Annotated in this window: 22 protein-coding genes; 10 read left to right on the plus strand and 12 right to left on the minus strand. The window is 62.2% G+C overall.

Going from position 1 to position 26,340, the window contains the following annotated elements:
* Positions 1-37 precede the first annotated feature (37 nt).
* From ACI0FO_RS10325 to ACI0FO_RS10335, 3 genes are all read right to left on the minus strand, one after another.
* Entirely contained in the window at positions 38-2,605 is a 2,568-nt protein-coding gene (locus ACI0FO_RS10325) for a fimbria/pilus outer membrane usher protein (RefSeq protein WP_416026358.1), read from the minus strand.
* 115 nt (positions 2,606-2,720) lie between these two features.
* Positions 2,721-3,491, minus strand: a complete 771-nt coding sequence (locus ACI0FO_RS10330) for a fimbria/pilus periplasmic chaperone (RefSeq protein WP_416026360.1) — start codon at positions 3,489-3,491, stop codon at positions 2,721-2,723.
* A gap of 92 nt (positions 3,492-3,583) precedes the next feature.
* The gene (locus ACI0FO_RS10335; protein WP_416026362.1) at positions 3,584-4,129 is read right to left on the minus strand and encodes a fimbrial protein; all 546 of its coding nucleotides are present in this window, start codon (positions 4,127-4,129) and stop codon (positions 3,584-3,586) included.
* Positions 4,130-4,408: 279 nt separating this feature from the next.
* Between ACI0FO_RS10335 and ACI0FO_RS10340 the strand changes: the two genes are divergently transcribed.
* Positions 4,409-5,245 (plus strand): putative bifunctional diguanylate cyclase/phosphodiesterase, encoded by an 837-nt coding sequence (locus tag ACI0FO_RS10340; RefSeq protein WP_416026364.1) that lies wholly within the window; start codon positions 4,409-4,411, stop codon positions 5,243-5,245.
* Positions 5,246-5,268: 23 nt separating this feature from the next.
* Here the strand turns inward: ACI0FO_RS10340 and ACI0FO_RS10345 are convergent, their stop codons facing one another.
* The 7 genes from ACI0FO_RS10345 to ACI0FO_RS10375 form a co-directional block, all read right to left on the minus strand.
* Positions 5,269-8,652: an ATP-binding protein gene (locus ACI0FO_RS10345; protein WP_416026366.1), complete on the minus strand. Its 3,384-nt coding sequence runs from the start codon at positions 8,650-8,652 to the stop codon at positions 5,269-5,271.
* Positions 8,639-9,301 carry a response regulator gene (locus ACI0FO_RS10350; RefSeq protein ID WP_416026368.1) on the minus strand — a complete coding sequence of 221 codons (663 nt, stop codon included), beginning with the start codon at positions 9,299-9,301 and terminating at the stop codon, positions 8,639-8,641. Before ACI0FO_RS10350 ends, ACI0FO_RS10345 begins: the two co-directional genes overlap by 14 nt.
* Positions 9,302-9,501: 200 nt before the next feature.
* Positions 9,502-9,930 (minus strand): hypothetical protein, encoded by a 429-nt coding sequence (locus ACI0FO_RS10355; RefSeq protein WP_416026369.1) that lies wholly within the window; start codon positions 9,928-9,930, stop codon positions 9,502-9,504.
* Positions 9,931-10,264: 334 nt separating this feature from the next.
* Entirely contained in the window at positions 10,265-13,087 is a 2,823-nt protein-coding gene (locus ACI0FO_RS10360) for an autotransporter outer membrane beta-barrel domain-containing protein (RefSeq protein WP_416026371.1), read from the minus strand.
* Positions 13,088-13,454: 367 nt separating this feature from the next.
* Complete coding sequence (locus tag ACI0FO_RS10365; protein ID WP_416026373.1) at positions 13,455-14,300, minus strand: MBL fold metallo-hydrolase; 846 nt, start codon at positions 14,298-14,300, stop codon at positions 13,455-13,457.
* Positions 14,301-14,319: 19 nt separating this feature from the next.
* Positions 14,320-14,646: a hypothetical protein gene (locus ACI0FO_RS10370; RefSeq protein WP_416026375.1), complete on the minus strand. Its 327-nt coding sequence runs from the start codon at positions 14,644-14,646 to the stop codon at positions 14,320-14,322.
* 18 nt (positions 14,647-14,664) lie between these two features.
* The gene (locus ACI0FO_RS10375; RefSeq protein ID WP_416026377.1) at positions 14,665-15,192 is read right to left on the minus strand and encodes a sugar ABC transporter; all 528 of its coding nucleotides are present in this window, start codon (positions 15,190-15,192) and stop codon (positions 14,665-14,667) included.
* 161 nt (positions 15,193-15,353) lie between these two features.
* Between ACI0FO_RS10375 and ACI0FO_RS10380 the strand changes: the two genes are divergently transcribed.
* From ACI0FO_RS10380 to ACI0FO_RS10395, 4 genes are all read left to right on the plus strand, one after another.
* Positions 15,354-16,247 (plus strand): LysR substrate-binding domain-containing protein, encoded by an 894-nt coding sequence (locus ACI0FO_RS10380; RefSeq protein WP_416026379.1) that lies wholly within the window; start codon positions 15,354-15,356, stop codon positions 16,245-16,247.
* 196 nt (positions 16,248-16,443) lie between these two features.
* Positions 16,444-16,950 (plus strand): sigma-70 family RNA polymerase sigma factor, encoded by a 507-nt coding sequence (locus tag ACI0FO_RS10385; RefSeq protein WP_416026381.1) that lies wholly within the window; start codon positions 16,444-16,446, stop codon positions 16,948-16,950.
* A complete protein-coding gene (locus ACI0FO_RS10390; protein WP_416026382.1) occupies positions 16,943-17,914 on the plus strand; it encodes a FecR domain-containing protein in 972 nt (323 codons plus the stop codon). The genes ACI0FO_RS10385 and ACI0FO_RS10390 overlap by 8 nt, the downstream gene beginning before the upstream one ends.
* Positions 17,915-18,029: 115 nt before the next feature.
* Positions 18,030-20,474, plus strand: a complete 2,445-nt coding sequence (locus ACI0FO_RS10395) for a TonB-dependent siderophore receptor (RefSeq protein ID WP_416026384.1) — start codon at positions 18,030-18,032, stop codon at positions 20,472-20,474.
* 78 nt (positions 20,475-20,552) lie between these two features.
* Here ACI0FO_RS10395 and ACI0FO_RS10400 read toward each other — a convergent pair whose 3' ends face one another.
* Positions 20,553-21,449, minus strand: a complete 897-nt coding sequence (locus tag ACI0FO_RS10400; RefSeq protein ID WP_416026386.1) for an oxidoreductase — start codon at positions 21,447-21,449, stop codon at positions 20,553-20,555.
* Between the two features lie 261 nt (positions 21,450-21,710).
* Between ACI0FO_RS10400 and ACI0FO_RS10405 the strand changes: the two genes are divergently transcribed.
* The 5 genes from ACI0FO_RS10405 to ACI0FO_RS10425 all read left to right on the plus strand — a co-directional run bounded on the left by ACI0FO_RS10405 (position 21,711) and on the right by ACI0FO_RS10425 (position 25,697).
* Positions 21,711-22,079, plus strand: a complete 369-nt coding sequence (locus ACI0FO_RS10405) for a VOC family protein (RefSeq protein ID WP_416026387.1) — start codon at positions 21,711-21,713, stop codon at positions 22,077-22,079.
* Between the two features lie 686 nt (positions 22,080-22,765).
* A complete protein-coding gene (locus tag ACI0FO_RS10410; protein WP_416026388.1) occupies positions 22,766-23,452 on the plus strand; it encodes a protein-L-isoaspartate(D-aspartate) O-methyltransferase in 687 nt (228 codons plus the stop codon).
* Positions 23,430-24,746 (plus strand): erythromycin esterase family protein, encoded by a 1,317-nt coding sequence (locus tag ACI0FO_RS10415; RefSeq protein ID WP_416026390.1) that lies wholly within the window; start codon positions 23,430-23,432, stop codon positions 24,744-24,746. The genes ACI0FO_RS10410 and ACI0FO_RS10415 overlap by 23 nt, the downstream gene beginning before the upstream one ends.
* A 77-nt stretch (positions 24,747-24,823) precedes the next feature.
* Positions 24,824-25,207, plus strand: coding sequence for a c-type cytochrome (locus ACI0FO_RS10420; RefSeq protein ID WP_416026392.1), 384 nt, complete (start codon positions 24,824-24,826; stop codon positions 25,205-25,207).
* 106 nt (positions 25,208-25,313) lie between these two features.
* Positions 25,314-25,697 (plus strand): YkvA family protein, encoded by a 384-nt coding sequence (locus ACI0FO_RS10425; RefSeq protein ID WP_416026393.1) that lies wholly within the window; start codon positions 25,314-25,316, stop codon positions 25,695-25,697.
* On the opposite strand, the gene ACI0FO_RS10430 is transcribed toward ACI0FO_RS10425, so the two are convergent.
* Positions 25,690-26,262, minus strand: a complete 573-nt coding sequence (locus ACI0FO_RS10430) for a TetR/AcrR family transcriptional regulator (RefSeq protein WP_416026395.1) — start codon at positions 26,260-26,262, stop codon at positions 25,690-25,692. The two genes, ACI0FO_RS10425 and ACI0FO_RS10430, sit on opposite strands and share 8 nt — an antisense overlap.
* Positions 26,263-26,340 lie beyond the last annotated feature (78 nt).

The following is a 26,340-nucleotide window of genomic DNA, read 5'->3' on the forward strand; positions in this document are numbered from 1 at the left end:
GCCAGCCAGCCAACCAGCCCTATCCTGGTCGATCCGCTTAGCGGCAGCTCGCGTTGACGGTCTGGTACGACGCCGCCGCACTGGCCGCGGCTTCGGGCAAGGTGTAGTCCAGGGTGCAATGCTCCGCAGCAGCGCCGCCCCAGCTAACAGTCAACCGCCCGGTGCCAGCCTGCAGACCGCGAGCCAGGACCCGCCCACTCTGCGCCACCGTGCCGATGGTGCGGCCCTGCGCATCTTTCACCTCTGCCCCGAACGGCAACGGCTTGCCATCCGCGCCATTCACACGCAAGATCGCCGCGCGGCCAGGGTTGTCGGTCTCAAACGTCATTTTCACTATCGCCCCAGCGGTGGGCGCCACGTTCTGCTGCGTCGTTTTCAGTTCCACGCTCATTGGCAGGCCCTTCGGGTCTATCTCGATTTGATTCGTGGAGAACGGCGTCAGGGTCGGCACGACGGCATGTCCCCAGGGGTCTACCCGCAGGCCGCTCGCATTGGCAATACGCGCGCCTGCCGCGTCCTTGGCCTCGACGATGGCGATGGTGTCGCCCACGGTAGGCGTGAATGCCACACCGCCCGAGTAAGCCACGATTCCGCCGCTGATGCCGAGGCCAGCCTGGGAGTAATTACGCCCTGTGCTGGCGCTGCCGGTCAGCGTTGCAACCGGCGACGCGTAGCCCACGTTGGCGCCAGCAGTGGCCGAGTCCCGAGTATTGCCGCCTCCGGTGTAGCCGGCATTCACCCCGTAGCTAAACGCGTTGTCCTCGCCCAACGTGCCAGTCACCGATTCCTGTAGCGAGTTCCCACCAGAGGAGTTATGGACAAGGCTGGTCATCGAATACGGCGCGTGTTGACCCTTGCCCAAAGGAATGCCCACGTTGAACATCACCTGGTTGTCCCATTTGCCCGTGCCCAAATTCAACTGGCGCGCTGCGGAGACACCATAGGTAATGCGCTGGTAGCTGTTGTTGTAGCCCGCCTGGAACTGAGTATCCCGGCCGCTTCGGTTCCAGTAGTTTTGCGTGGAACCCGACACGTAAAATGAGCCATAGCCTTGCGGAAGCATCTGGTTGATGATCATTTGCAAGCGCCCGCGCTGGATACCGTTCAGGTACGGGTTATCAGCCTGACCACGCTGGTTCAGGCTGCGCAGCGCCATGGCATCAGTCATGCTTAGGTAACCACTACTGGAATACCGATACGCGGCAAGAGTCAGGTTGGTGTTGGTAGGCGCAAGCAGCTTGCTGTATGACAGCCGCGCGCTCTGCCCCGATCGGCTGGACGCGTTCTGAAGGTTGGTCCAGGCTTGCGTCAAGTCGGCACCGAATGCACCGTAGTCCGTGTTCAGCGCGCCACCGCCCATTACTGCACGATAGTCTTGCGCGGCGATCAGGCCGCCATAACCGGTCACCATATTGGTGATGCCATGCTGTAGCGTCGCCTGCATCAGCATCGGCCGACTGCTGATCGACGTATTGCGGTACTGACCCACGGTCATGCCGTAACGCGTGATCCCCGGTCGTAGCGCGTTGACTGCCGCGGCATACGGCATACGCGAGGTATGTACACTGCCGTCGGCCTCGGTCACGATGACTTCCAGATCTCCGCCATAGCCGGTCGGATACAGATCGTTAAGCTCGAACGCGCCCGGTGCCACGGTAGTTTCGTAGATGATGTTGCCAGCTTGGCGGACCTGCACGCGGGCGTTACTGTTGGCTATGCCACGGACGGTTGGCGCATAACCGCGCTGCGATTCTGGATACATCCGATCATCGCTGGCAATTTGCACGCCACGAAAGCCGAAACTGTCGAACAGCGCGCCATCCGTGAAAGCCTCGCCAATGATTAGCTGGCTCTTGATCGACACGATGGAGCGCTGGAGGTTGGTCTGGATACTCTGATAGCGCGTTCCCATCACGTCGTCGTGCGAAAGGTTGCCGACATGTCGGAAGCGCCACCCGCCGAAGTTCAGCCCTGCGTTCAAGCCCGCATAGCTTTGCGTGAACGACATGCCTTGCGATTCGGAGCGATAGACATTGGCGTTGTACTGTAGCTGTGCCGCGGTGACACCATCGTCCCAGTACTGCGGGTCGACATAGCCCCGCGCCGAGTGCGACATCGCGACCTGCGGAATCGATATATCCAGGCGCTGCTCGCCGTTGTCGAAACTGGCGGAGGCATCTGGAATCAGCACGGGCAGCGGCGCACAGCCGGCCGCCAGGCGATCAGCCGCTTCCGGTCCCAGCTTGGACAGGTCTACCCCCATACGCTCGATGGCCGCGCGGTCGAAGCAGGGTTGAATGTTGTGGATGTCGCGCCCAACCTGGCTTAGCGTGACGTCGAGGTGGCCCAGCCATACCTGGTTGACGTACAAGTCGGCGCGATAGTTGCCGGGCAGCGCAACGTTACCCTTGTTAAAACGGCTGACGTCAATGCCGGCGCCACCAGACTGCTGCAGGAAGATGTCGTTGAATTGCACATCCGCCACCTGAGTCGCAACGCTGGCGCCAGATGACGCCCAAGCTCCGGCACATGCAAACAGGGACCATACTACTGCGCTGACCGGGCGCAGCCGGGACGGAAACGAAGAGGTCTGCTGGGTTTTCATGGATTTATCGTCAATCTCTGGCTTTTCGCGGACAACACTTGCCCTTGCCGCTGGCGCGGTATCGTCAGTCGGGGAGACTTGCGTGGAAATGCGCCGGGCGCGGCCCGGCGTGCGGTTATCGCGAAGGACCTTGCGGCGCGCTGCTGCCTGGTATGGCTTCACCGCTTACTGCGCCACCGTAGTCGTTGATAGCGTTGAAATGGACCTTGGTGCCAGGACCCTGCGATACATCGCCGGTCAACAGGAACGTCCTGGTTTCACCTGGACCGACCATGCCGCCGTCTTCAAACTTCGCGGTCTTGCCACCGCCAGTGAGCTCGATGCTGGCGAAGGACACGTGGTATGGGCTCGGATTGCGGGCTTCAAGCCCTAGCTTTCCCTCTACCTGCGTGACGCGCCAACTGATACTGCCAGGGGCGTCGTCCGGACTGCTCTTCAGGCCCGCAGGGCGGAAGAACAGCTTGATCCGCGAGCGGAAAGCCATTTGAAGTTTGTTTGCGCCTGCCTCGTCGGCCGTTGGCTTGGGCGGGATCTCGAGCACATTCAGCCAGAACACGGATTCGCGGTCCTGCGCCAGCGGTTCGCCGGTGTAAATAATGCGCAATGTCTGGGCTTTCTTGGGATCGATACGGGACACCGGCGGCGTCACCGTGAACGGTACGTCAATGGACGATGGGCTGGCTTGCGCGTTGCCGTTGTCAATCCATGCTTGGGTCAATGCCGGCGATTCGCCTTCATTGGTTAGTTTGATCGTGGTCTCAGTGTCTTTGGCGTTGTAGATTACCCGCGTCCCCGCTATGACCACGGAAGCGTGCGCGTGCGGCACACCCATAAGCCCCAGCGCCACAACGCCAGCGGAAATCAGGGATTTTATATTCGCTTTCATGAGGGTCACGATGAACAGTAGCGGTTGGCCGGCAGACCTTGATTCCAGCGAGGTGCGGAGCGCACCGGGAACACGCTCCGCAGCCTCGCGGTTTATTGGTAAGCGATGGTGTACATCACGCTGGAATTGGCCAGACCGGCCGTGGCGACGCCAGTGGCCACATACTGCGCGATATAAGACAAGGTTGCAGCACCGGTCGTGATTGCAACGGACTTCGAGTTCTGCGATGCGTCGGCGAAGCCCGCCTTGATTGGGCTGAAATCGCTGGCATTGAGCAAACCGATCTGCACGTTGCTGGCACCACCCGCATTCAGAATGAGATTGCCCGTGGTGGCATCCGTCGTGGGACCTGCCTCAAAGAACGTATGCACATTGCCAGAGCTCGGCGTACAGGCGGTCAACGCGATCTGGAACGGCGTGCGGCCGGCAGTAGCCCCCGTGTTTGCCAGCGTCGACGACGACACCGTGGGCAGCTTCACCGTGAAGTCTTTGGCGCCTGTGCCGTTGCCATTGATAGTGCAAGTCTGTGCAGTGATCTGGCCGTTAAAAGTGATGGTACCGTCGGCCGCATGCGCCGACTGCACGCCCATTGTGGTAACGGCGACGATCAGAGCGGCGAAGAGTTTGGTATGGGTCATGATGGCTTTTTCATAATGGTTAATAAATCACAATCGAATCCATTGGATCCGCCTAACCCGTGCCGCCATACTTCAGGCTTGTGGAAACCACAGCCGCTGGTAGCCGGGATGTGAGAAATTCTAGTGATCGCCAGTCATGCTTCACATAGAACAACTTCGAAAGCCATAGCACCTTTTTAAAAGTATTTCTATGTCCTGCCTGCAGTACGGAATCTAGTCTGGCGTTGAGGAATCGCGCCGCACTCTGGCTCGAGATTCCACATCTCCCGGGTCGACACAATGAACGAAAAATCCACAAACCTGCACGGCTCATGGCAGCCACCAGAGGCATCGCCGGGCAATTCCCAGTTTGAGCAGGCGTTGCAATGTGCCATTGCACGCGGCGAACTGTTCATTGATTACCAGCCGGTTTTTCGGCTGCTTACCGGAGACATGACAGGCGTGGAGGCCCTTGTACGCTGGAGGCATCCTGTACGCGGCGTGATATCACCTGCCGAGTTCATTCCAGCGGCAGAGGCAACCGGGCTCATCGTGCCCATAGGCGAGTTAGTACTTGAGGAGGCGTGCCGAGTTCTGCGCGCATGGCGCGTGCCAACGATGCGAGAGCTATCCGTTTCCGTGAACGTCTCTCCGGCACAACTTGCATACGGCGACTTCGTCCGCGTGGTACGCGAATGCGTGGCGGAATACGAGGTCGACCCACGGCGTTTGCAACTTGAAATCACCGAGACAGCACCGTTAAACGATCGCCAACTCGTCATCAAACGACTGGTAGAGCTACGCGGAATCGGCGTCTCCATTGTGCTCGATGACTTTGGATGCGGCTACATGTCGCTCCTGCAGTTGGCCACACTGCCTATCGATGGCATTAAGATCGGCCACCAATTCACAGTTGCTCTGCCGGACGATCCTCGTGCCGCGGCAATTGTTTCGTCCATGATTGAACTGGCAACGATCCTTGGACTATCCGTCGTCGTTGAAGGCGTTGAGACCGCCGGCCAGGCATCGTGGCTAAGTGCCTATAGCAATGTTTGCGTGCAGGGCTTTCTGTATGCCAGGCCACAACCCGCTCTGCGCGAGCCAATCCATATCCCAAGACCTCTTGCTCGCGGCTGAAGCACTGCGTATGCCATCGAATTTCAAGCGTCGCGCAAGTGGCCCGCTCTTGGCGGCCCCGAATGGACAAGCATCTGCGAAAGTTCCTCTCCAATTGCTCGCGCCAGCGCTTCGATGCTGTCGTTCCAGCCGTTGGCGTCCGCGATGGATCCCCGCAACTCTTCGCACGCCTCGCGCAGCATAGACGGCCCTAATACCGACAAGGCGCCCGACAGACCGTGCGCCCAGCGTTCCAGCGCATGAATATTTCGGTAGTTGACGGTATTCTCTAGCGCCGCGAGATCACGATTGCCTTGTTCGATGAAAATAATGGCGTACTCTTCGGGCAATACTGGAAAGCGTGGAGCATCGGCGTCGGTGGCGGTGTCGTCCTGAGGGGGCACCGCCAAAGCGGGAGCCTCGCCGGATGCGTCAGCAATACCCGGCATGCTTCGCAGCCCAAGATCCGGATTCGCAGCTTCATCGAGAACGCGAGCAAGTACAGAAAGAGCCACCGGCTTGCTAAGGTAGTCCGTGAACCCTCGCTGCCGTCCCAGCTCCGCGTCCTCGGCGCTCGCGGTCGCGCTAACGGCGTAGACGGGCAGCGACGGGACGCGCGCACGGATCGCCGCCAACAGTTCGTAGCCGTTCATGACTGGCATGTTGATATCCGTCAGCACGATATCGACGTCTATCGAGGCAATTTTTACAAGCGCCTCATTTCCGTCTTTAGCCTCGACGACACTTGCCCCCAGCGTGCCCAGCTGGTCGCTTAGTAATCTGGCGTTGAGCAGATTATCCTCGACGATAAGAACCGTCACACTGCCGTAGTTTCGCCCCGCCAAGGGCCTCTCCCTGACTGTCGGGCTATCCGATGCTATGGTGGCTGTCCCCGGCAACGCGCGCAGCAACTGTGTGGCCGCGCGAATGCCAGCCAGACTGTAAAGACTGACTTCGATGCCCCCGCCCTCGCGCAACACGGGCACCAATGGCCCGTCCTGGCGCAGCCATACTACGTTGTGCAAAGTTCCCCATAGATTCAGGACCTCGAGCTCCGTGTACTCGTCGGTCACCAGCAGATAGTCCGCCGGTTCCCGCACCTGAGCGTGGCCGGTCAGTACGACGGGTGGATTCTGCTGCGGATCGAAGAAATTCGTCAGCCATTCTTGGTTCTCGATCGCACGGAATAAGATCGCAACGCGCGGGTCGGGCAATGTCCACGCTGAGCCGGCCGTGCATGTATCCATTGCCGGCAGCGGCAATGTGACGGTGATCCGGGTTCCAACCCCCAACGTACTGTCGACTTCAATACGACCACGCATCAGCGCGCTTAGCCGCGCGCATATCGAAAGCCCAAGCCCCGTGCCGCCGGCACACGCAAGCCGCTGATCATCGCTCTGCGTGAACGGGCGAAAAAGCCGCCGTTGCAGCTTATCGTCGATGCCAATACCCGAATCGGTCACGCTGATTTTGAGTTCCGCGTCTATCCATTGCGCACGAACTACGATTTTTCCAGAGAGCGTGAATTTGAACGCGTTCGACAGCAGGTTGTCGACGATTTGGGCCAGCCGAATCGGATCGACCTTCATCTGCGCCGGAAGGGCACGGTCCATCACAAAGTAAAAGCGAAGCCGATGACGCACTGCAAGCGGCGCGTGTGTCAGCACGATACGGTCGAGTAGATCTGTGACCGACGTCCATTCCTCGGTAAGACGCATCTCGCTTACGTCCATTTTCGAGAAGTCGAGCACATCGTTGACAATCTGCAATAGGCCGGCCGCCGACGACTGCATCGCCTGTACGCGCGCGGTCTGCTCCCGAGAGAGCGGGCCGAGCGCGACTAATTCCAAATTACCAACGAGTGAAGCGAGCGGCGTTCGGATTTCGTGGCTCATGGAGGCGAAGAAACGTACCTTCTCGCGCGCCGATTCGTCACTTGTGCGCTTTGCCTCGCGCAACAGAAGCTCTGCCTCATAATGGCTGGACATGTCATTTATTGCGCAAAAAAGCACATCCTCTTGGTCGATCTTCGCGGGTGCGTAAGTGATTTCGAGGTGCAGGCTGTCTTCGCCAATCCGCTCCATGGCGAACACGAATTGGTAGAGCGACGGTGCATCCACGCCCGTTACGGCGGCAGGAGGCGACAGACGCGGGGCTAGCGCGGCGCAGAGCGCGTCAGGCAGCTTCGTCGCCTCCTCGCCAAGACCGAGTACGTTGCGCGCAATCTGGTTCGCAACTACCAAGGAAAAGTCCCGCTGGCGAACCACACACAGGCCGACCGGTGTCGCGTGGACGAGCAAATGGTTGATCAGTTCGCCTTCCAGGGCGCGTCTTGCTTGCTCGTAGCTGCGCGTGAGGAAGCGATAGTTCCAATAGCGCGCCATTGCGATCAGCAGCCAGATCAGCGCCGATGTCAGGAAAAATATGATCAGCAGCGGTACGCGGACGAGCACAAGGTACTGTTGCCACGTAATTGAAAGCAGATATCGACCAAAGCCAAGAGCCAGCGGTCCCTGGTTCGATACCCAGCCGAAGCCAGAGACATAATGAAAGCTCTCGTCCTCCTTGGTGGCGAGGCGATCTTCGAAAAGCTTGGCGCTCGCCGTTGACAGCGGCCCGGCTAGCGGCTTACCGCTGGGACCGATCAGCGTCGGGACAGGCATACCGGCGTCACCTCCGGCAAGCAGCGAAATCTCGTTTAGAGCGACTGCGGTGATAATGAGTGCATCGGGCTGGCTATTTCTTTCGACAAGCAGGGCGCCAAGGACAAGCGCTGGGGCAAAGCCCAGTTCCGGCGGCGGCTGGAACCAATGGACTGTGCGAACCGCGTTGGCAGGCGTCGACACCAGATTCGCGTTGTCTGCTGCGATTTTCTTGAATGCGGCATCGACCAGGGCGTCTAGCATAGCGCTAGCACCCGCAGGCGATCTGCCATCTACTGGCTTTGCCACGATCTGGTAGCCATATGCGGCTTTGCCGTCCAACCGCACGAACATGAGCGGTGACTGGGCGCCATACGGAGCAAACATCCGCACCGCGCGGTTGCAAAGTCCACGCAATTCCGGATCATCCGGTAGCCCCTCAAACGTCGAACCGCACGCAGGCGACGGCCAAGGTTCCTCAACCACGAGCATGTGCCGTTCATCAAGGCCGAACAGCATACGCGCGCCAAGCAAAAGGCTATAGCGCCGCATCAATAGCCCATCGCTTTCGGTGGCGGTCCTATGCAGCCGATTCAACTGTTGCTGCAGAGCATTCGAGCCGACGCTGAATGCCGTGAAACCCGCCGCACATAGCGCCGCGAAAATGAGCAGCGCGATCACCATCGTGAAAACCCGCCGTTCGCGCTTGAGGTTGATGTCCAGCGCGCGGATCGTCCTCAGCGGCGACGTCGGTGCCGGGCCCAGCGAGCGATCACTGGAATCCATTTTCGGCGGCATAGGAGATGAGGTCAGCGGTCGTTTCAACGTGGAGTTTTCGCATTGCCATACGCTTCTGCGTTGCAACGGTCGTGACTGCGCGGTTCAGGCGCTTAGAGATATCGGTGACCGACAGTCCAAGAGCGAGGAGGCGCACGACTTCAAGCTCGCTCGGCGAAAGCGGCTTTGTGCTGCGAAACTCGTCCACGGTGCTACCTTCCCGCGCGAGGCGTGCCTCGATCCTGGGCGAGAGCACGGTCTGCTTCGATTCCAGCGCGCGGAGGCAGACTTGCGCGAGCGCATCACTCGGTTCTTCTTTGCTGACGATGGCAGCTACGCCAAGGCTGCATAGACGGCTCAATATCCCACCGTTCTTTAGCATCGTGAACACAACAATGGGCATATTGGGATAGAGGCGTCGCAAGCGTCCAATGAGACGCAGGCCATCCTCTTCATTACCCTCGCCTGGCATTGCGTAGTCTGTAATGACGAGTTCGCAGGGGCCGTTGGCAGCCAACTCTGCAAGTAACTCACGGCCTGAGCGTGTTCTTGATCGCACATTGAAGCCAAACGGCCCGAGCGCGTTGGTCACGGCTATCAGGATCATGGGATGGTCATCCGCGATGACGATTTGTACGTTGTGCAGAACGCTCGTCATATTCGCCCCGATGTTTGTGCGCCGATAGGAGAACGATGCGCCTGCTGCTTCAATGCGGGGCGCAAATGAAGGACCAGACTGTAAAACCTAGCCCTGCACCGGAATTTATTCTAGACGATTCGGAAACAAAAGTAGATTCAGTGATACTGGAGTATGTGCAGCGCAACAAGTCATAGGCGGCTACCGTCCAACGGCATGGCCTATCTATCTTTGGCTATGGCTGAACTTTGGGCAGCATCACACTGCACGTGAAAACAGGCCACCGAGAACTGCGCATCACCGCGACTTAAACCGCGGCATATGCGTGTCGGCATCTGGTCTATGCGGATCGGCACCGACTCAATGGACGAACGGCGCGTGGCGACAGTCTCGGGAACCGAGAAGGTCTCGCCCTTTTTTGGCGTTCGGCACTCGTAGCTAGCGGCCACGAACGCCGTGGCCGCAAAAGCAATGGCAAATATGGCGGCCACGCCAAGCCAGGGGCTAAATGTCGCTTGCTGCCAAACGAGAAATAGAACTGTGAAGAACAACAGGAAGCAGGTTGGCAGAATCCAGAGTGCCAACTGGCAAACTTTCTCGCACAAGCGCATTACGTACAGAGGGCGTTGTTGGCGTTGCAATTCACTCATGGCGGCTAGCACGGCAGATCTCTCTCCCGCGCAAATGATTGGGTTCCGCTAATTTATTAGCGGAGCGTCAAGATCTCTATAGAACAACTTCTATAGAGATCCCGGCGGCTGTGCAATTCTTGTCGCGGCCCATGGTGATCCCCCCGCAAAAGCGTTGTAGTCAGAAGTAGAATTTTCTCATTGAGGAGTTCTACCGCATGAAGACGTCGAGATTCACGGACAGTCAGATCATTGAAGCCATCAAGTGCGGGAAGGCCTTAGACCAAGTACAAAAGAAGCTTGTGCCCCCATCGCCGGACGGCAATCACGCCGACGCCCTAGCTTCGTGCCGGCGTCAGAACGCCCAGCGCCAGGACAGCGCTGCACCATGGTCGCGGTTGCCGCCGCCGAATTGACCGGAATATGCCAAGCCGAGCGTCGCATTGCGGCCCACGGCGGCATTCAGCCCGACGTCTAGCAGCGCCGCATCCCGAGCGATCGGCGCGCCCGCCACGGAGAAGGAATCGCCCGCGTCGAAGGCCATGCGCGTGGCGGGCAGCACGTCGCCAAAGGCGTGGCGCCAGCCCAGCCCGGCAGTCACCGAGGCCCGCACTGTTCCCAGCAGCATTTCCTGGCGCCCGCGCACGCCTAGCGTGGCGGTCGTGGTGTTGGCGGCCTGGCTTGCGCCCGACAGCGCGGCGCTGCCGCCACTTTCGCTAAAGCTGCGGGTGCGCCGGCCGGCCCAGGCCACGCCCGCGTAGGGTTCCAGCGTGAACGCCGCGCTTGCCTGCCAGGCATAGCCCAGCTCGGAGAACAACTGCGTGGTGCTGGCGCCGTAGTCGGCGGTCAGCGTCTGGTCCAACCCGCCCATGGCGATGCGCCGTTCGCTGCCGATGTCGTGCCAGCTATAGGCGCCGCCCAGCAGCAGGTTCAGTTTGCCTGAACCGGCCTGGAAGGATTGGCCGCCATACATCACGGCGCTGTAGCTTGACACGTCGGTTTGCGCGTCCACGCCGTCCAGGCGCAGATCGCTGTCCGTGTAGCCGAGCGCGCCGCCCAACCGCCAGCCACTACCGATGGCGTGGTCGGCGCCCACAAACACGCCACCCGTGTGCTGGCGCACGGCTGCCGTATTGCTGGTGGCACCCAGGCGCTGCCAGTTGCCTACGAGCTGGGCCCAGGCCGGCTGCGACGCGAAGACGGGCAAGGTGGAGGCCGCTGGCGCAACGTCACTCAAGCCCGCCCCGGCAGTGGGCGCGCCCGGACGCATGCCGGCGCCCAGGCTGGCGCGCAAGTGCGCGAACGGCACGTTGCGGGTCTGGCTGTCGATGCCTCGCAGCGCGCTGACGGTGCTGGCGTGCACCTCGCCCGACAGGGCAGAAAAGAAGGCGGGCGGAGCGCCCACGGGCAGGTTCAGCGCCGAGCGATAGACCTCGTTGCCGATGGGCATGCTGTCGACCGCATTGGCGGTGGCGCGCGCGTTGGGCGTGGAAACCAAGTCGGCGAAGCGGATCGGGCGCGTGGCGGGGTCGACCGACCCGGCGCCCGGCTGCGTTCCAGGTTGCGGCTGGGGCAAGGGTTCCGGTTCCGGGTCGATCTGCTTGCGCGTCAGCGTCAGGATCGCGTCGCGGTCGTCGGCCGAATAGCTCAGCGAGGGCACCAGATAGGCCAAGTTCGACGTCGCCGAAACAAAGCGCGTTCCGCTGAAGGCGCCATCGGCATGCAGGACGACGTGCTGGGAGTTTTCGGCAAAGGCTCCCGGGGTGGCCGCGACCTGCACGGTTGCCCCGGAAATCTTGGCGGCACCGCCCACATCCAGGCGGTCCGCCTGCGTGGCCGTGGCGCGCACGACATAGATGCCGCCGCTGCCCAAGTCCAGTCCGCCGGCCATCGCCACCCTGACCGGCGCGCCGGAATCGCTGCCCAGCGCGAGCTGGTTGCCGGTACCCTTGAAGCGCACGTCGCCGGTGGTAGCCGATCCTTGCCACAGGACCAATTTGTTGCGGTCGCCTTCGAAGATCACGGCCGCCGTGGTGCCGGCAAGCGCGCCCTTATTGACGACAGTGGTCATGGTGCCGGCCCGCAGCGCGGCGCCGTCGGCGCCCTGCTCCGACCAGAACGGGGCACTGCCGGCGGCGCCGCCTGCAATACTGCCGTTGTTGACGACGGAGCCCGAGCCGATCGATACGCCAGTGCCGCCATCTCCGCTGCGGGTGTCGTACATAATCAATCCACCCGAATAAATGCGTCCGCCTGCGCCGCCTGTAATGACGGCTTGAGGGCCTACTGTGATGTCGCCGGAAGTCAGCACAACGGCATCGCCGCCGCCACCGCTGCGGTAATAGGACGTGCCGCCCGCACCGCCGGATATATTGCCATTCAGGATCAGCGCGCCAGAGTCGATGGCAATGGCCGCGCCGCCGCCGCCACCGCCGCCGCGGCTCAGGCCCCCAGCGAAGGGGATGGCATTGACGGAATCCGAGCCGGCGCCGCCGCGCATGATGACCGGAGCATCGATAAACAAGTCGACGCGGGAAAGGCCAATAATGGACGTGCCCCCACCGCCAGCCCCGCCGGAGGCGGCGTTCATGCCGTCCTTACCCACCACCGTCGAGGGGCCATCAATTCTGTACGACGGCACTCCCGTGAGATCGATGTTTTGGTTGCCGCCGTAGCCCCCCCTTTCCGCAAAACCCCATTGAGCCGTGCCGCTGGAACCGCCGCCGCCGCCACCCGCGCCAGCCACGCCGCCACTGCCGCCGCCAGCGCCCAGCAGCAAGATGGCGCCTGACGCATCTCTAGAGGGCGTCCCCGCACTTCCTGCCGTGCCGCCCGTGCCGCTGGGCCCGCCGCCCGCGTTGCCGGGGCTGCCAGCGGGAACGCCGGTGCCGCCAGGAGGAGCATTCCAAAACCCGCCGCCCGCCCCACCATAGCCGCCTATCGCCACGGATTCGGGGATGACATCGCCCCCCTGACCTCCGTTGCCCCCCTTAAGGCCACCGCCGCCTCCGCCTTGGCCGCCCGCGTAGGCGCCCATGCCGCCCATGCCGCCCCCTCCATGGCCCGCAGCCGCCAGCGTATCTGCGGGAATGAACAGATAGAGGTTCAGGGACAGGGCAACGGCCGTCGCTTGTTTCAACCGGGAGGGCGGGCGACGATCATTCGGGCGTAACAGCATTGGGGTATCCGGTGAAACTCTGCGTTAGCGGCTTCAGTAACGAATCCGCCTACTGGAGGGCCCGGACAATTCGTGAATGTACCGCCGCAGCCGGGTCGGCTGCTCCTGCGGAAGGATTTGCTCTCGGCCTCAGGTCGTTACACCTTATTCGTTAAATGCCGTCGGCGCATCGGACTTTAGTCGCAGAGACGCAGCCTGCTGAACGCTACTGAAAATTGGGCAAGACGGACAGCATGGCCGCCGGCCTTGCGCCGGGTATGACCGACCTGCGCTTCTGGCCGCTGCCGGCTACGGGCCAAGCCACACCGATCCCGCAACCCGCCCTATAGCGCAACACGTCCTGAGTTCACCGGCACGTCTTGGGGCTTCATACTTCAGCCTGATAGACCAGGCCGTACCTTCCGCGGTTTCGCTTGATTCGCGCGAAGCCCAGTTCCCCCAAGTGCATGCCGGCGATCAGGAGCCCTTCCGAACAGACCAGGTCCAGCAGTTTTGAGCGAGTTGCAGCGGCAAGAGACGGGTCCTGGTCAAATGCAATCGACACGTCCGGCCGTTCGATCTGGATGTGGGGGAAATGAACGATGTCTCCCCAGACGACCAGGCTCTGATCAGGTGATTCGAAAAGATATCCGGTGTGCCCCTGTGTGTGCCCCGGTAGCGGCATTGCTCTGATGCCCGGAAGCACTTCCCCTTCATGGAAAGTACGGAGCGTATCGCGGTAGCCGTCGAACACGCGACGCGCGATCAGGAAGTTGCCGCGTGCGCGCTCGGAGGCACGGCTCAAATTCCCGTCGTCTTGCCAGAACGCAAGCTCTTGCTGATGCACAACAAGCTCCGCATTCGGAAAGGTAATGTTCCCGGCGGCATCCACCAGTCCCCCGACGTGATCGGGATGGGCGTGCGTGAGCAGGATGGTGTCGATATCGGAGGGTTCGACGCCGGCAAGCGATAAATGGGATATCAGGCGGCCGCCCCATTGTTTGATCCCCCCTGCCCCGCCGTCGATGAGAATGGTGCGGCCCGCTCCGCGGACCAGGTAGCAGTTGATATGCACCGCGGCAGGCTCCTTCTGGCCCGCGTCATTTTGCATTCTGGAGGCCTCGCATGGGTCGATATTCGAGAGGAAATCCAGGTTGGCGGTAAGGTAGCCGTCGCTGATTGCGGTGATCGTGAAATTTCCGGCTTGCTGACTTGGAAACGTGATGGCGGACACAACGGTTCTCCGGGGGACTTTAGTTTCGGGCGTGGACGTTCGACGCTGCATAACCGAAACAGCGGATGCGCGCCTTAAGCTCCGTGCAACGCGCGATGGCGTCATCAAGCCCTTCCATGAACTGGTTCATTACCGAGGCCGTGCGAAACGTCTCAAGGCGATATTGGACTTCCGCGAAGACGGGATGTCCCTGACCATGCCGAACCGCGACATAAATGATATGGACGTTCTCAAGTGTCGCGGCAAGGACGTCCGTACAGAGTGTGATGCAGTCGCCGCTAAGTTCGGCAAGCCGCTCATCCGACGGCATTTGCACGGTAGGAATATAGATAGTGACGTTGGGCATAGCGTGCCTTTTTTCGGTTTACACGGCGCGCGCGCGAGTCAGTTGTTCCGTCATCGGCGAATAGAGGTGCACGCCTTCGGGCAGGCAGTCAACAGGCTGAGCCTTTTGCCGAGGCAATTTTGCCAACCAGCGGCGCGCCGGGAACTTCTCCAGTGCAACGGCGCGCAGGGCCAAGGGTGTGAGGCCCATCCGCATCAGAGGTTCAGGGCCGCTTGCGCAAAGCACAAGGAGCTCGTCTTCGTTGACCGCCGGCGCCAAGCCGATATCGCCATACAGATTTCGGTGCCAGTCGGTGATGTGCTGCTGCCACGTTGCGAAATTGCCGCCGCCTTTCTGGCGATATTCCTCTCCCGTCAGAACATCCAGACCGTCGATCGTGTGGATGGCCAGATACATCGGGCAACCCTCGCTTAACGCCTTGAAGCGCTGCGACGTAAGAAACCCCGTAACCGAGATGAGGGCAGGCAGTTTTTCAGCGCTGTAGAAGTCGTTCCATTCGGCTTCGCTGCGGGGATCGGCGAAGCTGCATTCCACGGTGTAGATCATCAAATATCCTTCGTGACGGGGCGCGTGCTTCCAGCACCCGACTCCAATTCATTGCAGTAAGGTAATGCTAAGCTGACATATTCCGCGTAGCTAGCGATATAAAATCAGCCTTCATTGACATTTGCTCAAGCTGGCTGACGCCCACCCCCGAAGAGTCCTGCATGCGACGTAAGATTCCCAGCAACTCCGCGCTGATGGCTTTTGAGGCAGCGGCTCGCCATGGCAGCTTCGCCCGCGCCGCCGAAGAACTCGCGCTGACCGAGGGCGCGATCAGTCGTCAGATCGGTCGCCTGGAGGCGTTTTTAAGCGTCGCGCTCTTCGAGCGGATTGGAAACCGGGTACGGCTTGCACCCAACGGCATGCGATATGCGCAGCAGGTTCGCCAGATTCTGGACAGGCTGGAGCGCGATAGTCTTTATTTGATGGGGCAGCCCATTGAGGGAGGGACCATTGATATCGCCGCGATTCCGACCTTCGCCACCCGCTGGCTGATCCCTCGGCTGAAACGCTTTCAACGTGCGCATCCAAACATTACCGTGCACATCACCGAGCGCATGGAGCCCTTCATTCTTGCGGGTAGCGGCTTCGACGCCGCGATCCATTTCGAGCATCCAGCATGGGCGGGTATGCATTTACATCACCTGCTAGAAGAGGTGCTGGTGCCCGTCTGTAGTCCGGCGCTGCTTGCGGAAGCCGGCGCAAACGTGTCGCTGGACGAGCTGCCGCGCCTTCACAGGCGGCAGAATCCCGACGCTTGGCAGCTTTATGCCCAAGAGGCCGGCATTGTGCTGACCAATTCGGCCGTAGGCGCACGTTACGATCTCCATTCCATGCTGATAGCCGCGGCGGTAGCCGGCCTGGGGGTCGCTTTGGTGCCCCGTCTTTACATCGAGCCAGAGCTTGAACAAGGTAGCCTGGTAGCGCCTTGGCCGGACAGCAAAGCGATTAGCAAGCACTTCTGCCTGGTTCTACCCGAGCCGGTCGAGTTCAGCGCAGGGGCACTACAGGCCTTTGCGAAATGGATTCTTCACGAAGCGCAGGGCGTGGCGTCGTAATTTTCTACGCACGGTCGCCACCGAGGGAAACCCGGCACTACTGTCGAAGTTCAATGATGGCGGAAGCCCACATTTCTTAAATCAAAGACTTAGCGAAGTTCGGTTCATTCATTCTGGGCGCCATGGCAAAGGGCCCAAGGGCGGTCTTGTCTCGGTTAATATAGCGAACAATTCTCATTCTCTAAAGGAACGCAGCGTGCCCGCGCCCTCGGCCGACTCCGCCATCAGCCAGCTGTATCGCGAGCACCACGGTTGGTTGCTGGCCTTTCTGCGCCGCAAGTTCTCCGGTGATCGGGACAGCGCCGCGGATATCGCGCAAGACACGTTCGAACGCGTGCTGCGCAGCGATGTGCGGCCGATACAGCTGTCTCCGCGCACACACCTCACCACCATTGCGAAAAGCCTGGCCATTGATCAGTTCCGGCGCAAGGCGCTTGAGCAAGCCTATCTTGCCGCGCTGGCAAGCCGCGCCGAAGCGACGGCGCCATCACCGGAAGCCCGCGCCCTGCTGCTGGAAACGCTGGAACAGATCTGCGCCATGCTCGACGGTCTGCCAGCGCGCGCGAGAGAGATCTTCGTCCTGTCCCAGTTTGACGGCTTGGCCTACGCCGAGATCGCCGCGCGTCTGGACGTATCCGTGAACGTGGTGCAGAAGAACATGATCAAAGTCCTGCAACGTTGCTACACGGTTCTGTATGCCTGACGCTCCGCCCTTCCAACGCCTGCAAGCGGAAGTCGAACTGCCGGCCGCCGTGGTCTCGCAAGCCGTTCGCTGGCTGGTCCAGTTGCAAGCCAGCCAGGACGGCGCGGCGCAGGCCGCCTGCCAACGTTGGCGCGGTGAAGACCCATGCCATGAATTGGCATGGCAACGCATGCTGGCGCTTAGTCATGACCTGGGACTGGCGGCGGCCATCCCCGCGCCGCGCGGCATCGCGACCGACACGGTGCTGGGCGCCACCCAACGCCAGGCGCGACGCCGGGCGCTCAAGTGGATGGTAGGCGGCTTGACGGTGGGCGGTGTAGCGTGGAACGTGGCCGACACGCCTCTGCGAGCCGGCGTGGGCCATCGCACCGTGACGGGCGAAATGCGCGATCTAACGCTGGACGACGGCACGCAATTGCGTTTGAACACCGACACGCGTCTGCGGGTCGTCATCGACGCGATGTCTCGCAAGCTTGTGCTTGAGCGCGGAGAAATCCTGATCCAGACGGGCGCCGATCCCCGCCCGCTGATGGTGGTGGCGCGGGAGGTCAGGCTGACGCCGCTAGGCACCCGTTTTGTGGTGCGCAATCTACCTGATGAAGACGGCTTGCTCGTGGTGCTGGAAGGCGCAGTCGCGCTGGATCCCGGCCCACGGGTTGCCGCCGGCCATCAAGCGCATTTCGGCACAGGCGCAAGCACCTTGATCGAACCCCTGCGCAGGGCAAGCACGGCGTGGGTGGATGGCATGCTGGTGGCCGATCGCCTGCCGCTGGTGCAGTTCCTGGCCGAGTTGGGCCGCTACCGGCAAGGCTGGCTTGACTGTGATCCGGCCTTGGCCCCCCGACGCGTGACCGGCGCCTTCGACTTGCAGGACACCGACCGCACGCTGGCGCTGGTCGCGCGGGCATTGGGGCTGCGGGTGCAGTACCGCACGCGCTATTGGGCCACGCTTAAAGCGGCCTGAAGATGTAACAGGCGGGCAGATTTTCTTCTTTCGTTCGAAGTACAGGCAAGTCCCCCGTGAGGCGCCCGCGGGAAGACGAGCTTAGAAGAAGCCAACGAAGAGGAATCCACGCATCATGTCCCAGTCTTGCCCGGCAAACCGGCCGCCGCGCCTCGTGCCGCCTGTCCTGCTGTCCCTGTCGTTTGTGTTGCGCGGCCTGCCACCGGCCCTGGCGGTCTTGGCGGCCGCGACCAGCGCGCACGCGCAGCCTGCGCCGATGGCGTTCGCCATCCCGCCCGGTCCGCTTGACACGGCACTTGGCCAGTTCGGGCACGCCGCCAAAGTCTCCGTGGCCGCTGACCCGCGGCTGACGGAGGGCTTGCAAAGCCCTGGTTTGCAAGGCAGCTACCCCATTGCCATCGGCCTTGCGCGACTGCTCGAAGGCACGGGCCTGGAGCCCGTTGCACAAGGCGGCGGCTATACCCTGCGCCGGGTAGCCGGCACAACGGCCATACTTGAAGCGGTCACCGTCACCGGCCGTCTGGACGCGACCTCCGAAGGCCAGGACAGCTATGCGGCGCAGGCGGCCACCATCGGCAAACGACCGCAAGCGTTACGCGAAATTCCCCAATCGGTCTCGGTGATCACCCGCCAGCAGATCGAAGACCAGAACCTCACCACCGTGCATGACGCGCTGAACAAAGCCACCGGCGTCACGGCCAGCACCCAGGGCGATGGAACATCCATCTTCTACAGCCGGGGCTATGCGCTTGAAGCGCAATACGATGGGGTGCCGACGGGCTTTAGCAGCCTGAACGGTTATTCGCAGCTGGACATGGCGGTGTATGACCGCCTGGAGGTTTTGCGCGGTCCGTCCGGGCTGTTGCAGGGTGCGGGCGACCCCGGAGGCTCGGTCAATTTCGTGCGTAAGCGTCCGCTTCGCGAGTTTCAAGTCACCGGCAGCATGTCCGCAGGTTCCTGGGACAACTATCACACTGATCTCGATATCACCGGCCCCCTCAATGACAGCGGCAGCATCCGCGGCCGCACCGTGCTGGCGGCCGAAGACCGCGGCTACTTCTACGACACGGGCAAGAACAAGCAGGTGACGGCTTATGCGGTCCTGGACCTGGACCTGACATCGTCCACCACGCTGTCTCTTTCGGGCGCGCTTCAGCGCAACAAGCTTTCGGGCCGCGCCAACGGCCTGCCCACCTATGCCGACGGCTCCTTCCTGGACGTGCCGCGCTCGACCTCGGTGGGCGAACGTTGGCAGACCCGCGAATATCCGATCACCGAAGGCGGGGTCGAGCTCAAGCAGGAGTTGGCCAACGAGTGGTCGGTCAATACCTCATTCCGCTATCGCCGCACCAACCTGAAATCGAACTATCTCTACACGACCAGCGCCGTGGATCCCTTGACCAACCTGGTCGACTTCACTGGCCGGCGCACCGACTGGCCCGCCATCAACCGTGATTTCGACATCAACGTTGGCGGCCCGGTGAACCTGTTCGGCCTGCGCCACGAATTCCTGCTTGGCTACAACCGCAGCTTTTTCGAAATGCAAGGCGATTACAGCAGCAGCAGCTTCCCTGGCCGCGACGTGTTGTCGCCGGGGTTGGGCGACGTGAAGCTGGAATCTCCCTCGCCTTCCTTCCTGGAGCAGGAGATTCAGTCGGGAGTCTATGGCACCGCGCGGCTCAAGCTGGCCGAGCCGCTGACCCTGGTGCTGGGCGGCCGTATCACGGAATACGAGCATCGGTCGCGGTCCGCGGATGGGTCTGGCGCATGGACTTATTACGGCAAGGAAAGCGGAAAATTCACGCCGTTTGGCGGTCTGGTGTGGGACGTGAACCAGACGGTCACCCTGTACGGCAGCTACGCCAGCATCTTCAAGCCACAGTCCGCGATCGATGTATCGGGCAATGCGCTCAAGCCGCGCGTGGGCTGGCAAGCCGAAGCGGGCATGAAGCTCGCGCTGATCGAAGACCGACTGCATGCGAACCTGGCGGTGTTCCGCATCCGTGACCAGAATCGCGCGATTACCGACCCGGACCCCTCGCACGTTTGCAACACGTGGAACGGCGCTTGCTCGGTGGCGGCGGGTCTGGTGCAAAGCCAGGGTTGGGAGTTCGAGATCAGCGGCAAACCCTTGCCCAACTGGGACATCATCGCGGGCTACACCTTCAACGACACCAAGTATCTGAAGGACAGCGTGGGCGGCAATCAAGGCCGGCCGTTCCTGTCGACCGCGCCACGCCACCTGTTCAAGCTGTGGAGCATTTACCGCTTAGACTCCAGCGACCTGGGCGGCGTGCTGGACGGCTGGAGCGTCGGGGCAGGCGTGAATGCTCAAAGCGCCACCTCGGCTGGCAGTGACGACGCACGCGTGCGCCAGGGCGGCTTCTACACCGTGTCCGCCCAGATCGGTTACCGCGTCAACCGCGACGTGTCGTTGACCCTCACGGGCAACAACCTGTTCGACCGCCACTACTACGAACGGGTCGACGGCGTATCCGGCTACAACTTCATCGGCGCGCCGCGCAACGTGATGCTGACGCTGCGCGCAACGTACCACTAGGCGCGTGGACGGCGGTGCCGGACACCATCCTTCGGCTGACGCCATTCCAGGTTTTCAGCCCCGGCGCCGACCGCGGAATCAGCCCGGACCGTCGCTCGCCGCGGCCAGCAGGGGCACGACGATGTCGCTGATTGGCGTCGGTATGCCGTGCGCGCGGGCCCGACGCGAGACCACGCCGTTTCGGATATCCCATTCCAGTGGCCGGCCGGCTTCGCGGTCAGTCAGGATGGATGTGCTTAAGTCCGCGGAAGCGGCTTGAAACTTGGCAAGGATTTCCTGCGGAACCTCGTCGTCCAGCTTGGCGCCCTCGGCGCGCGCCACGGCCAGGCACTCTTGCAAGTACGCCAGCGAGAGCGCGGCGATGTCGGGCCGGGCAAACATGCCGGCGCGGCGATGCGTAAGGGCCATGAGGCCGGCCACCGCGTTCTGCAACAGCTTGCGCCACGCCACGGACAGGAAATCCGCCGTGATATCCACGGCGCACAGCGTCCCCGCGAGCCCATCCGCCACCACGCGGGATGCCGGCGTGTCCGGCAGGCTCAGGCGCGCGTCGCCTCGCAGGCGTACCGAGCCGTCGGCCTGCGCTTGCGCAGGGAACCACACAACGGCGGGGACGATCCTCGCACGCGGAGCGTGCATCGCGACCTTTTCCAACTGCTCGACGCCGTTCTGCAGCACGCACACGACAGTATCCGGACCGCATAAAGCCTTGAGCCATCCCGATGCCGTCTCGGTCTGCGTCGCCTTGACCGCCAGAAAAACGAGTTCCATCTTGCGATCGATCTGGCCAGGATCCGTGCGCACGGGTCCCGGAACGACGACGTGGCGATCGCCATCCTGCAGCGTCAGCTGGCCACGGGGCGTGCGGCCACATAAAAGAGGAGTCCGGCCGGCCTCGTGCAGCGCGGCCGCCACCGTGGTGCCGATGGCGCCCGGGCCGACAATGGCGATGGCGGTATCTGTTGCGGTACTCATGAGTTGAATTCCTTCTTGCTTCGCGGGCTAAAACGTAGCGTGACGCCTTAAGATGTTAAGACGTTAAAGGAAACCGCCAATGACGTCGAGGTGGCAGCCAAAGGCTGGTCAGGGCATGGGGCCTTCGCCCTATGGCAGCGTTGGCTTCTACCCGCGGCATCGGGTGCAGGCTCATACCGCGGCGGAGAAGGTCTTCGGGCGGACCGGCGTCGAGTACGCCGGCCAAAAGGGACTTCCAGAGCAACTTAATGGAGATGCGTCATGTTTGATCACATTGGCTTTGGCGTCAGCGATATGGATGAAAGCCGAACGTTTTTTCTCCGGGCGCTAGCCCCGCTGGGCGTTGGCCTTGCCATGGAGGGGCCCGACAGTATCGGATTGGGCAGGCAAGGCAAGCCTTCACTTTGGCTGTACGCCACGTCCGCCGTGACGCCGCCTCTGCACATCGCCATTTCGGCTCCCGCCCGGGCTGACGTGGACGCATTCTACGAAGCCGCTCTTGCGGCCGGCGGAACGGATAACGGCGCGCCCGGTTTGCGTCCGCACTACCACCCAAACTACTACGCGGCGTTCGTCCGCAGCCCGGACGGGCATAACGTGGAAGCCGTCTGCCACCAACCGGAAAATTGACCCCCGCGCGCCGCATGCGTCGGCAGTAAAAGGCCACGCAAATCGGCCCATGGCGCGGCGCGCCATTGCCGCCCGATTTACCGGTGCTTTGCAAAAAACGGCCGCTGCTTGCGGCCGTGCGCGGCGCCGCCCTATCGCGATCCGCCTCGGGGCCGGCCTTTCTGGTCGGCGTGCGCCGTGTCCCGTTCTGCTGATCCGCCACGCACATGGGGGCCGTTGCGGCTCTCCAGTTCCTCCTCGGCTTCCCGCTGCTGCGACGCCTGGGACGCGTGGCCGCTCCCGCCCCCGCTATGAGCGGCGGCCGGTTCCCCTGGGTTGCCGGCGTCTTCTCTGTCCCTATCCAGCGCACCGCCGCCGTGTCCTGCCGCGCGCCGCCCTGAATGCGGGTGCTCGTAGCCTTGCGGGTCGGCCGCGGACGGCTCCCGTGTCTGCTCGCCGGTCGACGTGGACGGGCCGCCGGATTGACCGGCCGCGGACCGCTGCGGGGTGGTTGATGAGTTAGGCATGTCGTTCTCCTGAGTGTGCTCGCTGGCGTGTCCCTGCGCCAAGACGTGACGTGGACGCCCCTTGGCAACCGGCCGGGCAGCAAATGGCGTGCCCCAGGCCGAATGGAGCGGGGTCGGCACGGCCTTTGCTGAGGGGTAACAGGCAGCGGGGAACCACTGCTTGCGTTATGGACAGCCGTCATGCACGAACACCAGGACCTGCGTGAAAATATGGTGCAGCGCCAGCTTATCGCCCGGGGCCTGTACGACCCTGCCGTGCTGGCCGCCATGCGAGAGGTGCCGCGCCACGCGTTCGTGCCAGATGGCACGCGCGCGCTGGCCTACGACGATAGCGCGCTGGCTATTGGTTGCGGACAGACCATATCCCAGCCCTACATCGTGGCGTTGATGCTGCAATCCGCGGCGCTTCGGCCGGATGACCAGGTGCTGGAAATCGGCACGGGATCCGGCTATGCCGCCGCAGTGATGGCGCGGATTGTCCGCGTCGTCCACACCGTGGAAAGGCATGAGCGTCTTGCACGCGAAGCGCGCGAACGGCTGCAACAGCTTGGCTACGACAATGTCGTCGTCCACACCGGCGACGGCACCTTGGGACTGCCGTCCGGCGCACCGTTTGATGCCATCGTGGCCGCGGCATCCGGCCCCATTGTGCCGCCGGCATGGCGGGAACAGCTTGCCATTGGCGGCCGGCTGGTCATGCCCGTCGGCGCGTCCGCAGGCCTGCAGCAGCTGATCCGGATTTTGCGCAAGGAAAAGACGGAGTATCGGGAAGAGGCCCTTGGAATGGTGGCATTCGTGCCGCTGATTGGCGAGCAGGCCTGGCATCCAGACGGAGAAAGCGACCATGAGCCAGACGACCCTCGATGACACGATGCTGGCGCAGTTGCGGGCTGCCGCGCAGCCATGGACGGATGCCGACCACCCCGAATTCCTGCGCCAGTTCGACCGCTACGCCAACGCGCGCGTCGTGCTGCTGGGCGAGGCCAGCCACGGCACCTCGGACTTTTACCGTGCGCGGGCCGCCATCACGCGCCACCTGATCCGCGAACATGGCTTCAACATCGTGGCGGTGGAGGCCGATTGGCCGGACGCCGCGGCGGTGGACCGGCTGATAGGCGGCCACGGCTCGGTCGACGCCCCCTACCCGGCCTTCGCACGCTTTCCCACCTGGATGTGGCGCAATACCGATGTAGCGGATTTCGTGCGGTGGCTGGCCGACCACAACGCCCGCCTGCCGCCCGCGCGGCAGACCCGGTTCTACGGGCTGGACATCTACAGCATGGCGCAGTCCATGGCGGCCGTGCTGGCCTATCTGGACAACGTTGACCGCGAGGCGGCCGGCATCGCCCGCCAGCGCTACGGCTGCCTGGACCCTTGGCGGCAAGACCCGGCCGCTTATGGCATGGCGGTGCTGACGCGCCGGCACGAGGACTGCGAGCAAGCCGTCATGGCCCAACTGCGGGAGTTACTGGAAAAGCGCCTGGACTATGCCGGACGCGATGGCGAGCGATTTTTTGATGCGGCCCAGAACGCCCGGCTGGTCGCCTCGGCGGAGCGCTATTACCGCGCCATGTATTACGGGTCGGCGCAGAGCTGGAATTTGCGCGATACACACATGTTCGAGACGCTGGAAAACGCGCTACGCGTCAACGGCCCGGCCGCGCGGGCCATCGTCTGGGCGCATAACTCTCACATCGGCATCGCGGCTGGCACCGAGATGGGACAGGAGCGCGGAGAAATCAATATCGGCCAGCTATGCCGCGAACGCTTCGGCGATGCGGCCATCTCGGTCGGCATGGGAACGCACTGCGGCACCGTGGCAGCCGCCAGCGAATGGGACGGCCCCATGGAGGTAAAAAACGTCCGGCCATCGCTTGCGCAAAGCTACGAGTTTCAGATGCACCAGACGGGCATCCCGCGATTCGTGCTGGATTTGCGCGATGCGGACGCAGGCTTGCGCCAAAACCTGGAAACGCCTCGGCTGGAACGCTTCATCGGCGTCATCTATCGCCCTGAAACCGAACGGCAAAGTCATTACGCCAAGGCCTCGTTACCCAAGCAGTTTGACGCGTATCTGTGGATGGACCAGACGCACGCCGTCGAGCCCCTGCCCGGGCCGCAAGGCGCTGGCACGCCGGAGACATGGCCGTTCGGCTTATAAGAAATAAGGTGTCAGACGGCAGTTTTGCCGTCTGCGATAATTCGCTCCCGATCACGATCCGACTTCGACAAGACCCCATGAAAGTAAGGGCACTATGCATCGCTTTGCTAGGCGTTGTGATGCTGACGCATGTATCGTCATCCTTCGCGCAGAATCACAATGGAAAGACCCTCTTTACCCAGAGATGCGCCATGTGCCACGGCGCGGATATCAAAGGGACCGGGCCATTGGCCCGGAAAAGCAATCCGCCCACCCCAGACCTGACAACCGCCGCGTTCAAAAAGCGGCTCAGTGACTATCCGGGCGTGATCGTTTCGTCGGTGATCCTTCGCCCGAATGGCGACCTGATTCCCAGGACCTTGCGAGAGAACGGCGTAAAGGTGCCGCCGCATTCCTGGACGGTTCAGGATTTTCGCGATTTGAACAAATACATGAGCGATGTGATTTCAAAAAGCCGCTAGCGTTGCGTCACGAGCCGCTGTCCGCGCCGGGCCGCAGCCCCGCAAGCACGCTCTCCCGTCTTAGAATTGCAGGACTTCCACCGTCCGCGAGAGCGTCGCGCCGATCATGAACGTCACTGAGCGCATGAAGACCTGGGCCACGCGGATACGACGGGACGGCATCACCTTGTGGTTCGCCTGCAAGCATCCCCGAACCCCATGGTATGTAAAAGCCCTGGCGTGGTTCGTGGTCGCCTATGCGCTAAGCCCGATCGATCTGATACCCGACTTCATCCCCGTGCTGGGGTACGCGGATGACGTCCTGTTACTACCCGCTGCCATTTGGTTGACCATCAAACTCCTGCCATCCGACGTGCTGTTGGAATGCAGAGGCCAGGCAGAAGCCTGGATGACCGCAAGGAAATCGAAGCCTCGCAGCTGGGCCGGCGCGATGCTGGTCGTGGCGCTGTGGTTGGTCTTGGGCGTGGCGGCGTGGTGGTTGCTTATTTAGGCGATAAACGCGCCAGGACGTCAGCCCGGCAAACGTCCAGAATTTCGTCCGTCAGCGGTGCATCGTCCGGGCAGGACCTTGACAGCACCAGCGCGCCAACGGCCTGCGCCATCAGGGCGATGCGGCGCGCGCGTACCTCTTTGCCCACGCCTTCGTCCGGCTGGCCGTCCTGGGAATCCGGGTGCGGCAGTTGGGCCTCGATACCCGCCGCGAAAGCCGCTTTTACCGATTCCGGCTGGCGCGCGGCATCGGCGCATAACGCCGCCATCGTGCAGCCGTCGCCGGGCGTATCCCTGTGTTGGCGGGAAAGGTAGTACGTCAGGAAACCAGCCAGGTCCATGCCGGCAGCGACTTCGGCCGACTGCGCCAGGCCGCAGCTTGCCGCCTCCGCCATCAGGTCGGTCTTGGAGCCGAAATGCTTGTAGAAGCCGCCGTGGGTAAAGCCGGCGGCCGCCATCAGGTCAGCGACGCCCACGCCATCGTAGCCCCGCTCTCGGAACAGCGAAGTAGCGGTTTGCACGATATGCGCGCGGTTTGCCTGCGCTTGTGCCTTGGAGACTTTCATACCTTGAGTCGCTTGACGTCCGACGATGGAATAGCCGGACTATATCACGGATAGATTATAGTCATCATCAAACCATTG

The sequence above is a fragment of the Achromobacter marplatensis genome, assembly GCF_049060505.1.
Lineage (GTDB): Bacteria > Pseudomonadota > Gammaproteobacteria > Burkholderiales > Burkholderiaceae_B > Achromobacter > Achromobacter marplatensis_A.

Bases quoted from the DNA above. Each gene is read 5' to 3' on its own strand.
- ACI0FO_RS10390 (WP_416026382.1), top strand. From the start codon at position 16,943: ATGCCTGACGCTCCGCCCTTCCAACGCCTGCAAGCGGAAGTCGAACTG.
- ACI0FO_RS10395 (WP_416026384.1), top strand. From the start codon at position 18,030: ATGTCCCAGTCTTGCCCGGCAAACCGGCCGCCGCGCCTCGTGCCGCCT.
- ACI0FO_RS10375 (WP_416026377.1), bottom strand. From the start codon at position 15,192: ATGATCTACACCGTGGAATGCAGCTTCGCCGATCCCCGCAGCGAAGCC.
- ACI0FO_RS10380 (WP_416026379.1), top strand. From the start codon at position 15,354: ATGCGACGTAAGATTCCCAGCAACTCCGCGCTGATGGCTTTTGAGGCA.
- ACI0FO_RS10410 (WP_416026388.1), top strand. From the start codon at position 22,766: ATGCACGAACACCAGGACCTGCGTGAAAATATGGTGCAGCGCCAGCTT.
- ACI0FO_RS10360 (WP_416026371.1), bottom strand. From the start codon at position 13,087: ATGCTGTTACGCCCGAATGATCGTCGCCCGCCCTCCCGGTTGAAACAA.
- ACI0FO_RS10340 (WP_416026364.1), top strand. From the start codon at position 4,409: ATGAACGAAAAATCCACAAACCTGCACGGCTCATGGCAGCCACCAGAG.
- ACI0FO_RS10330 (WP_416026360.1), bottom strand. From the start codon at position 3,491: ATGAAAGCGAATATAAAATCCCTGATTTCCGCTGGCGTTGTGGCGCTG.
- ACI0FO_RS10420 (WP_416026392.1), top strand. From the start codon at position 24,824: ATGAAAGTAAGGGCACTATGCATCGCTTTGCTAGGCGTTGTGATGCTG.
- ACI0FO_RS10355 (WP_416026369.1), bottom strand. From the start codon at position 9,930: ATGAGTGAATTGCAACGCCAACAACGCCCTCTGTACGTAATGCGCTTG.
- ACI0FO_RS10415 (WP_416026390.1), top strand. From the start codon at position 23,430: ATGAGCCAGACGACCCTCGATGACACGATGCTGGCGCAGTTGCGGGCT.
- ACI0FO_RS10430 (WP_416026395.1), bottom strand. From the start codon at position 26,262: ATGAAAGTCTCCAAGGCACAAGCGCAGGCAAACCGCGCGCATATCGTG.
- ACI0FO_RS10400 (WP_416026386.1), bottom strand. From the start codon at position 21,449: ATGAGTACCGCAACAGATACCGCCATCGCCATTGTCGGCCCGGGCGCC.
- ACI0FO_RS10335 (WP_416026362.1), bottom strand. From the start codon at position 4,129: ATGACCCATACCAAACTCTTCGCCGCTCTGATCGTCGCCGTTACCACA.
- ACI0FO_RS10370 (WP_416026375.1), bottom strand. From the start codon at position 14,646: ATGCCCAACGTCACTATCTATATTCCTACCGTGCAAATGCCGTCGGAT.
- ACI0FO_RS10405 (WP_416026387.1), top strand. From the start codon at position 21,711: ATGTTTGATCACATTGGCTTTGGCGTCAGCGATATGGATGAAAGCCGA.
- ACI0FO_RS10425 (WP_416026393.1), top strand. From the start codon at position 25,314: ATGAACGTCACTGAGCGCATGAAGACCTGGGCCACGCGGATACGACGG.
- ACI0FO_RS10350 (WP_416026368.1), bottom strand. From the start codon at position 9,301: ATGACGAGCGTTCTGCACAACGTACAAATCGTCATCGCGGATGACCAT.
- ACI0FO_RS10345 (WP_416026366.1), bottom strand. From the start codon at position 8,652: ATGGATTCCAGTGATCGCTCGCTGGGCCCGGCACCGACGTCGCCGCTG.
- ACI0FO_RS10325 (WP_416026358.1), bottom strand. From the start codon at position 2,605: ATGAAAACCCAGCAGACCTCTTCGTTTCCGTCCCGGCTGCGCCCGGTC.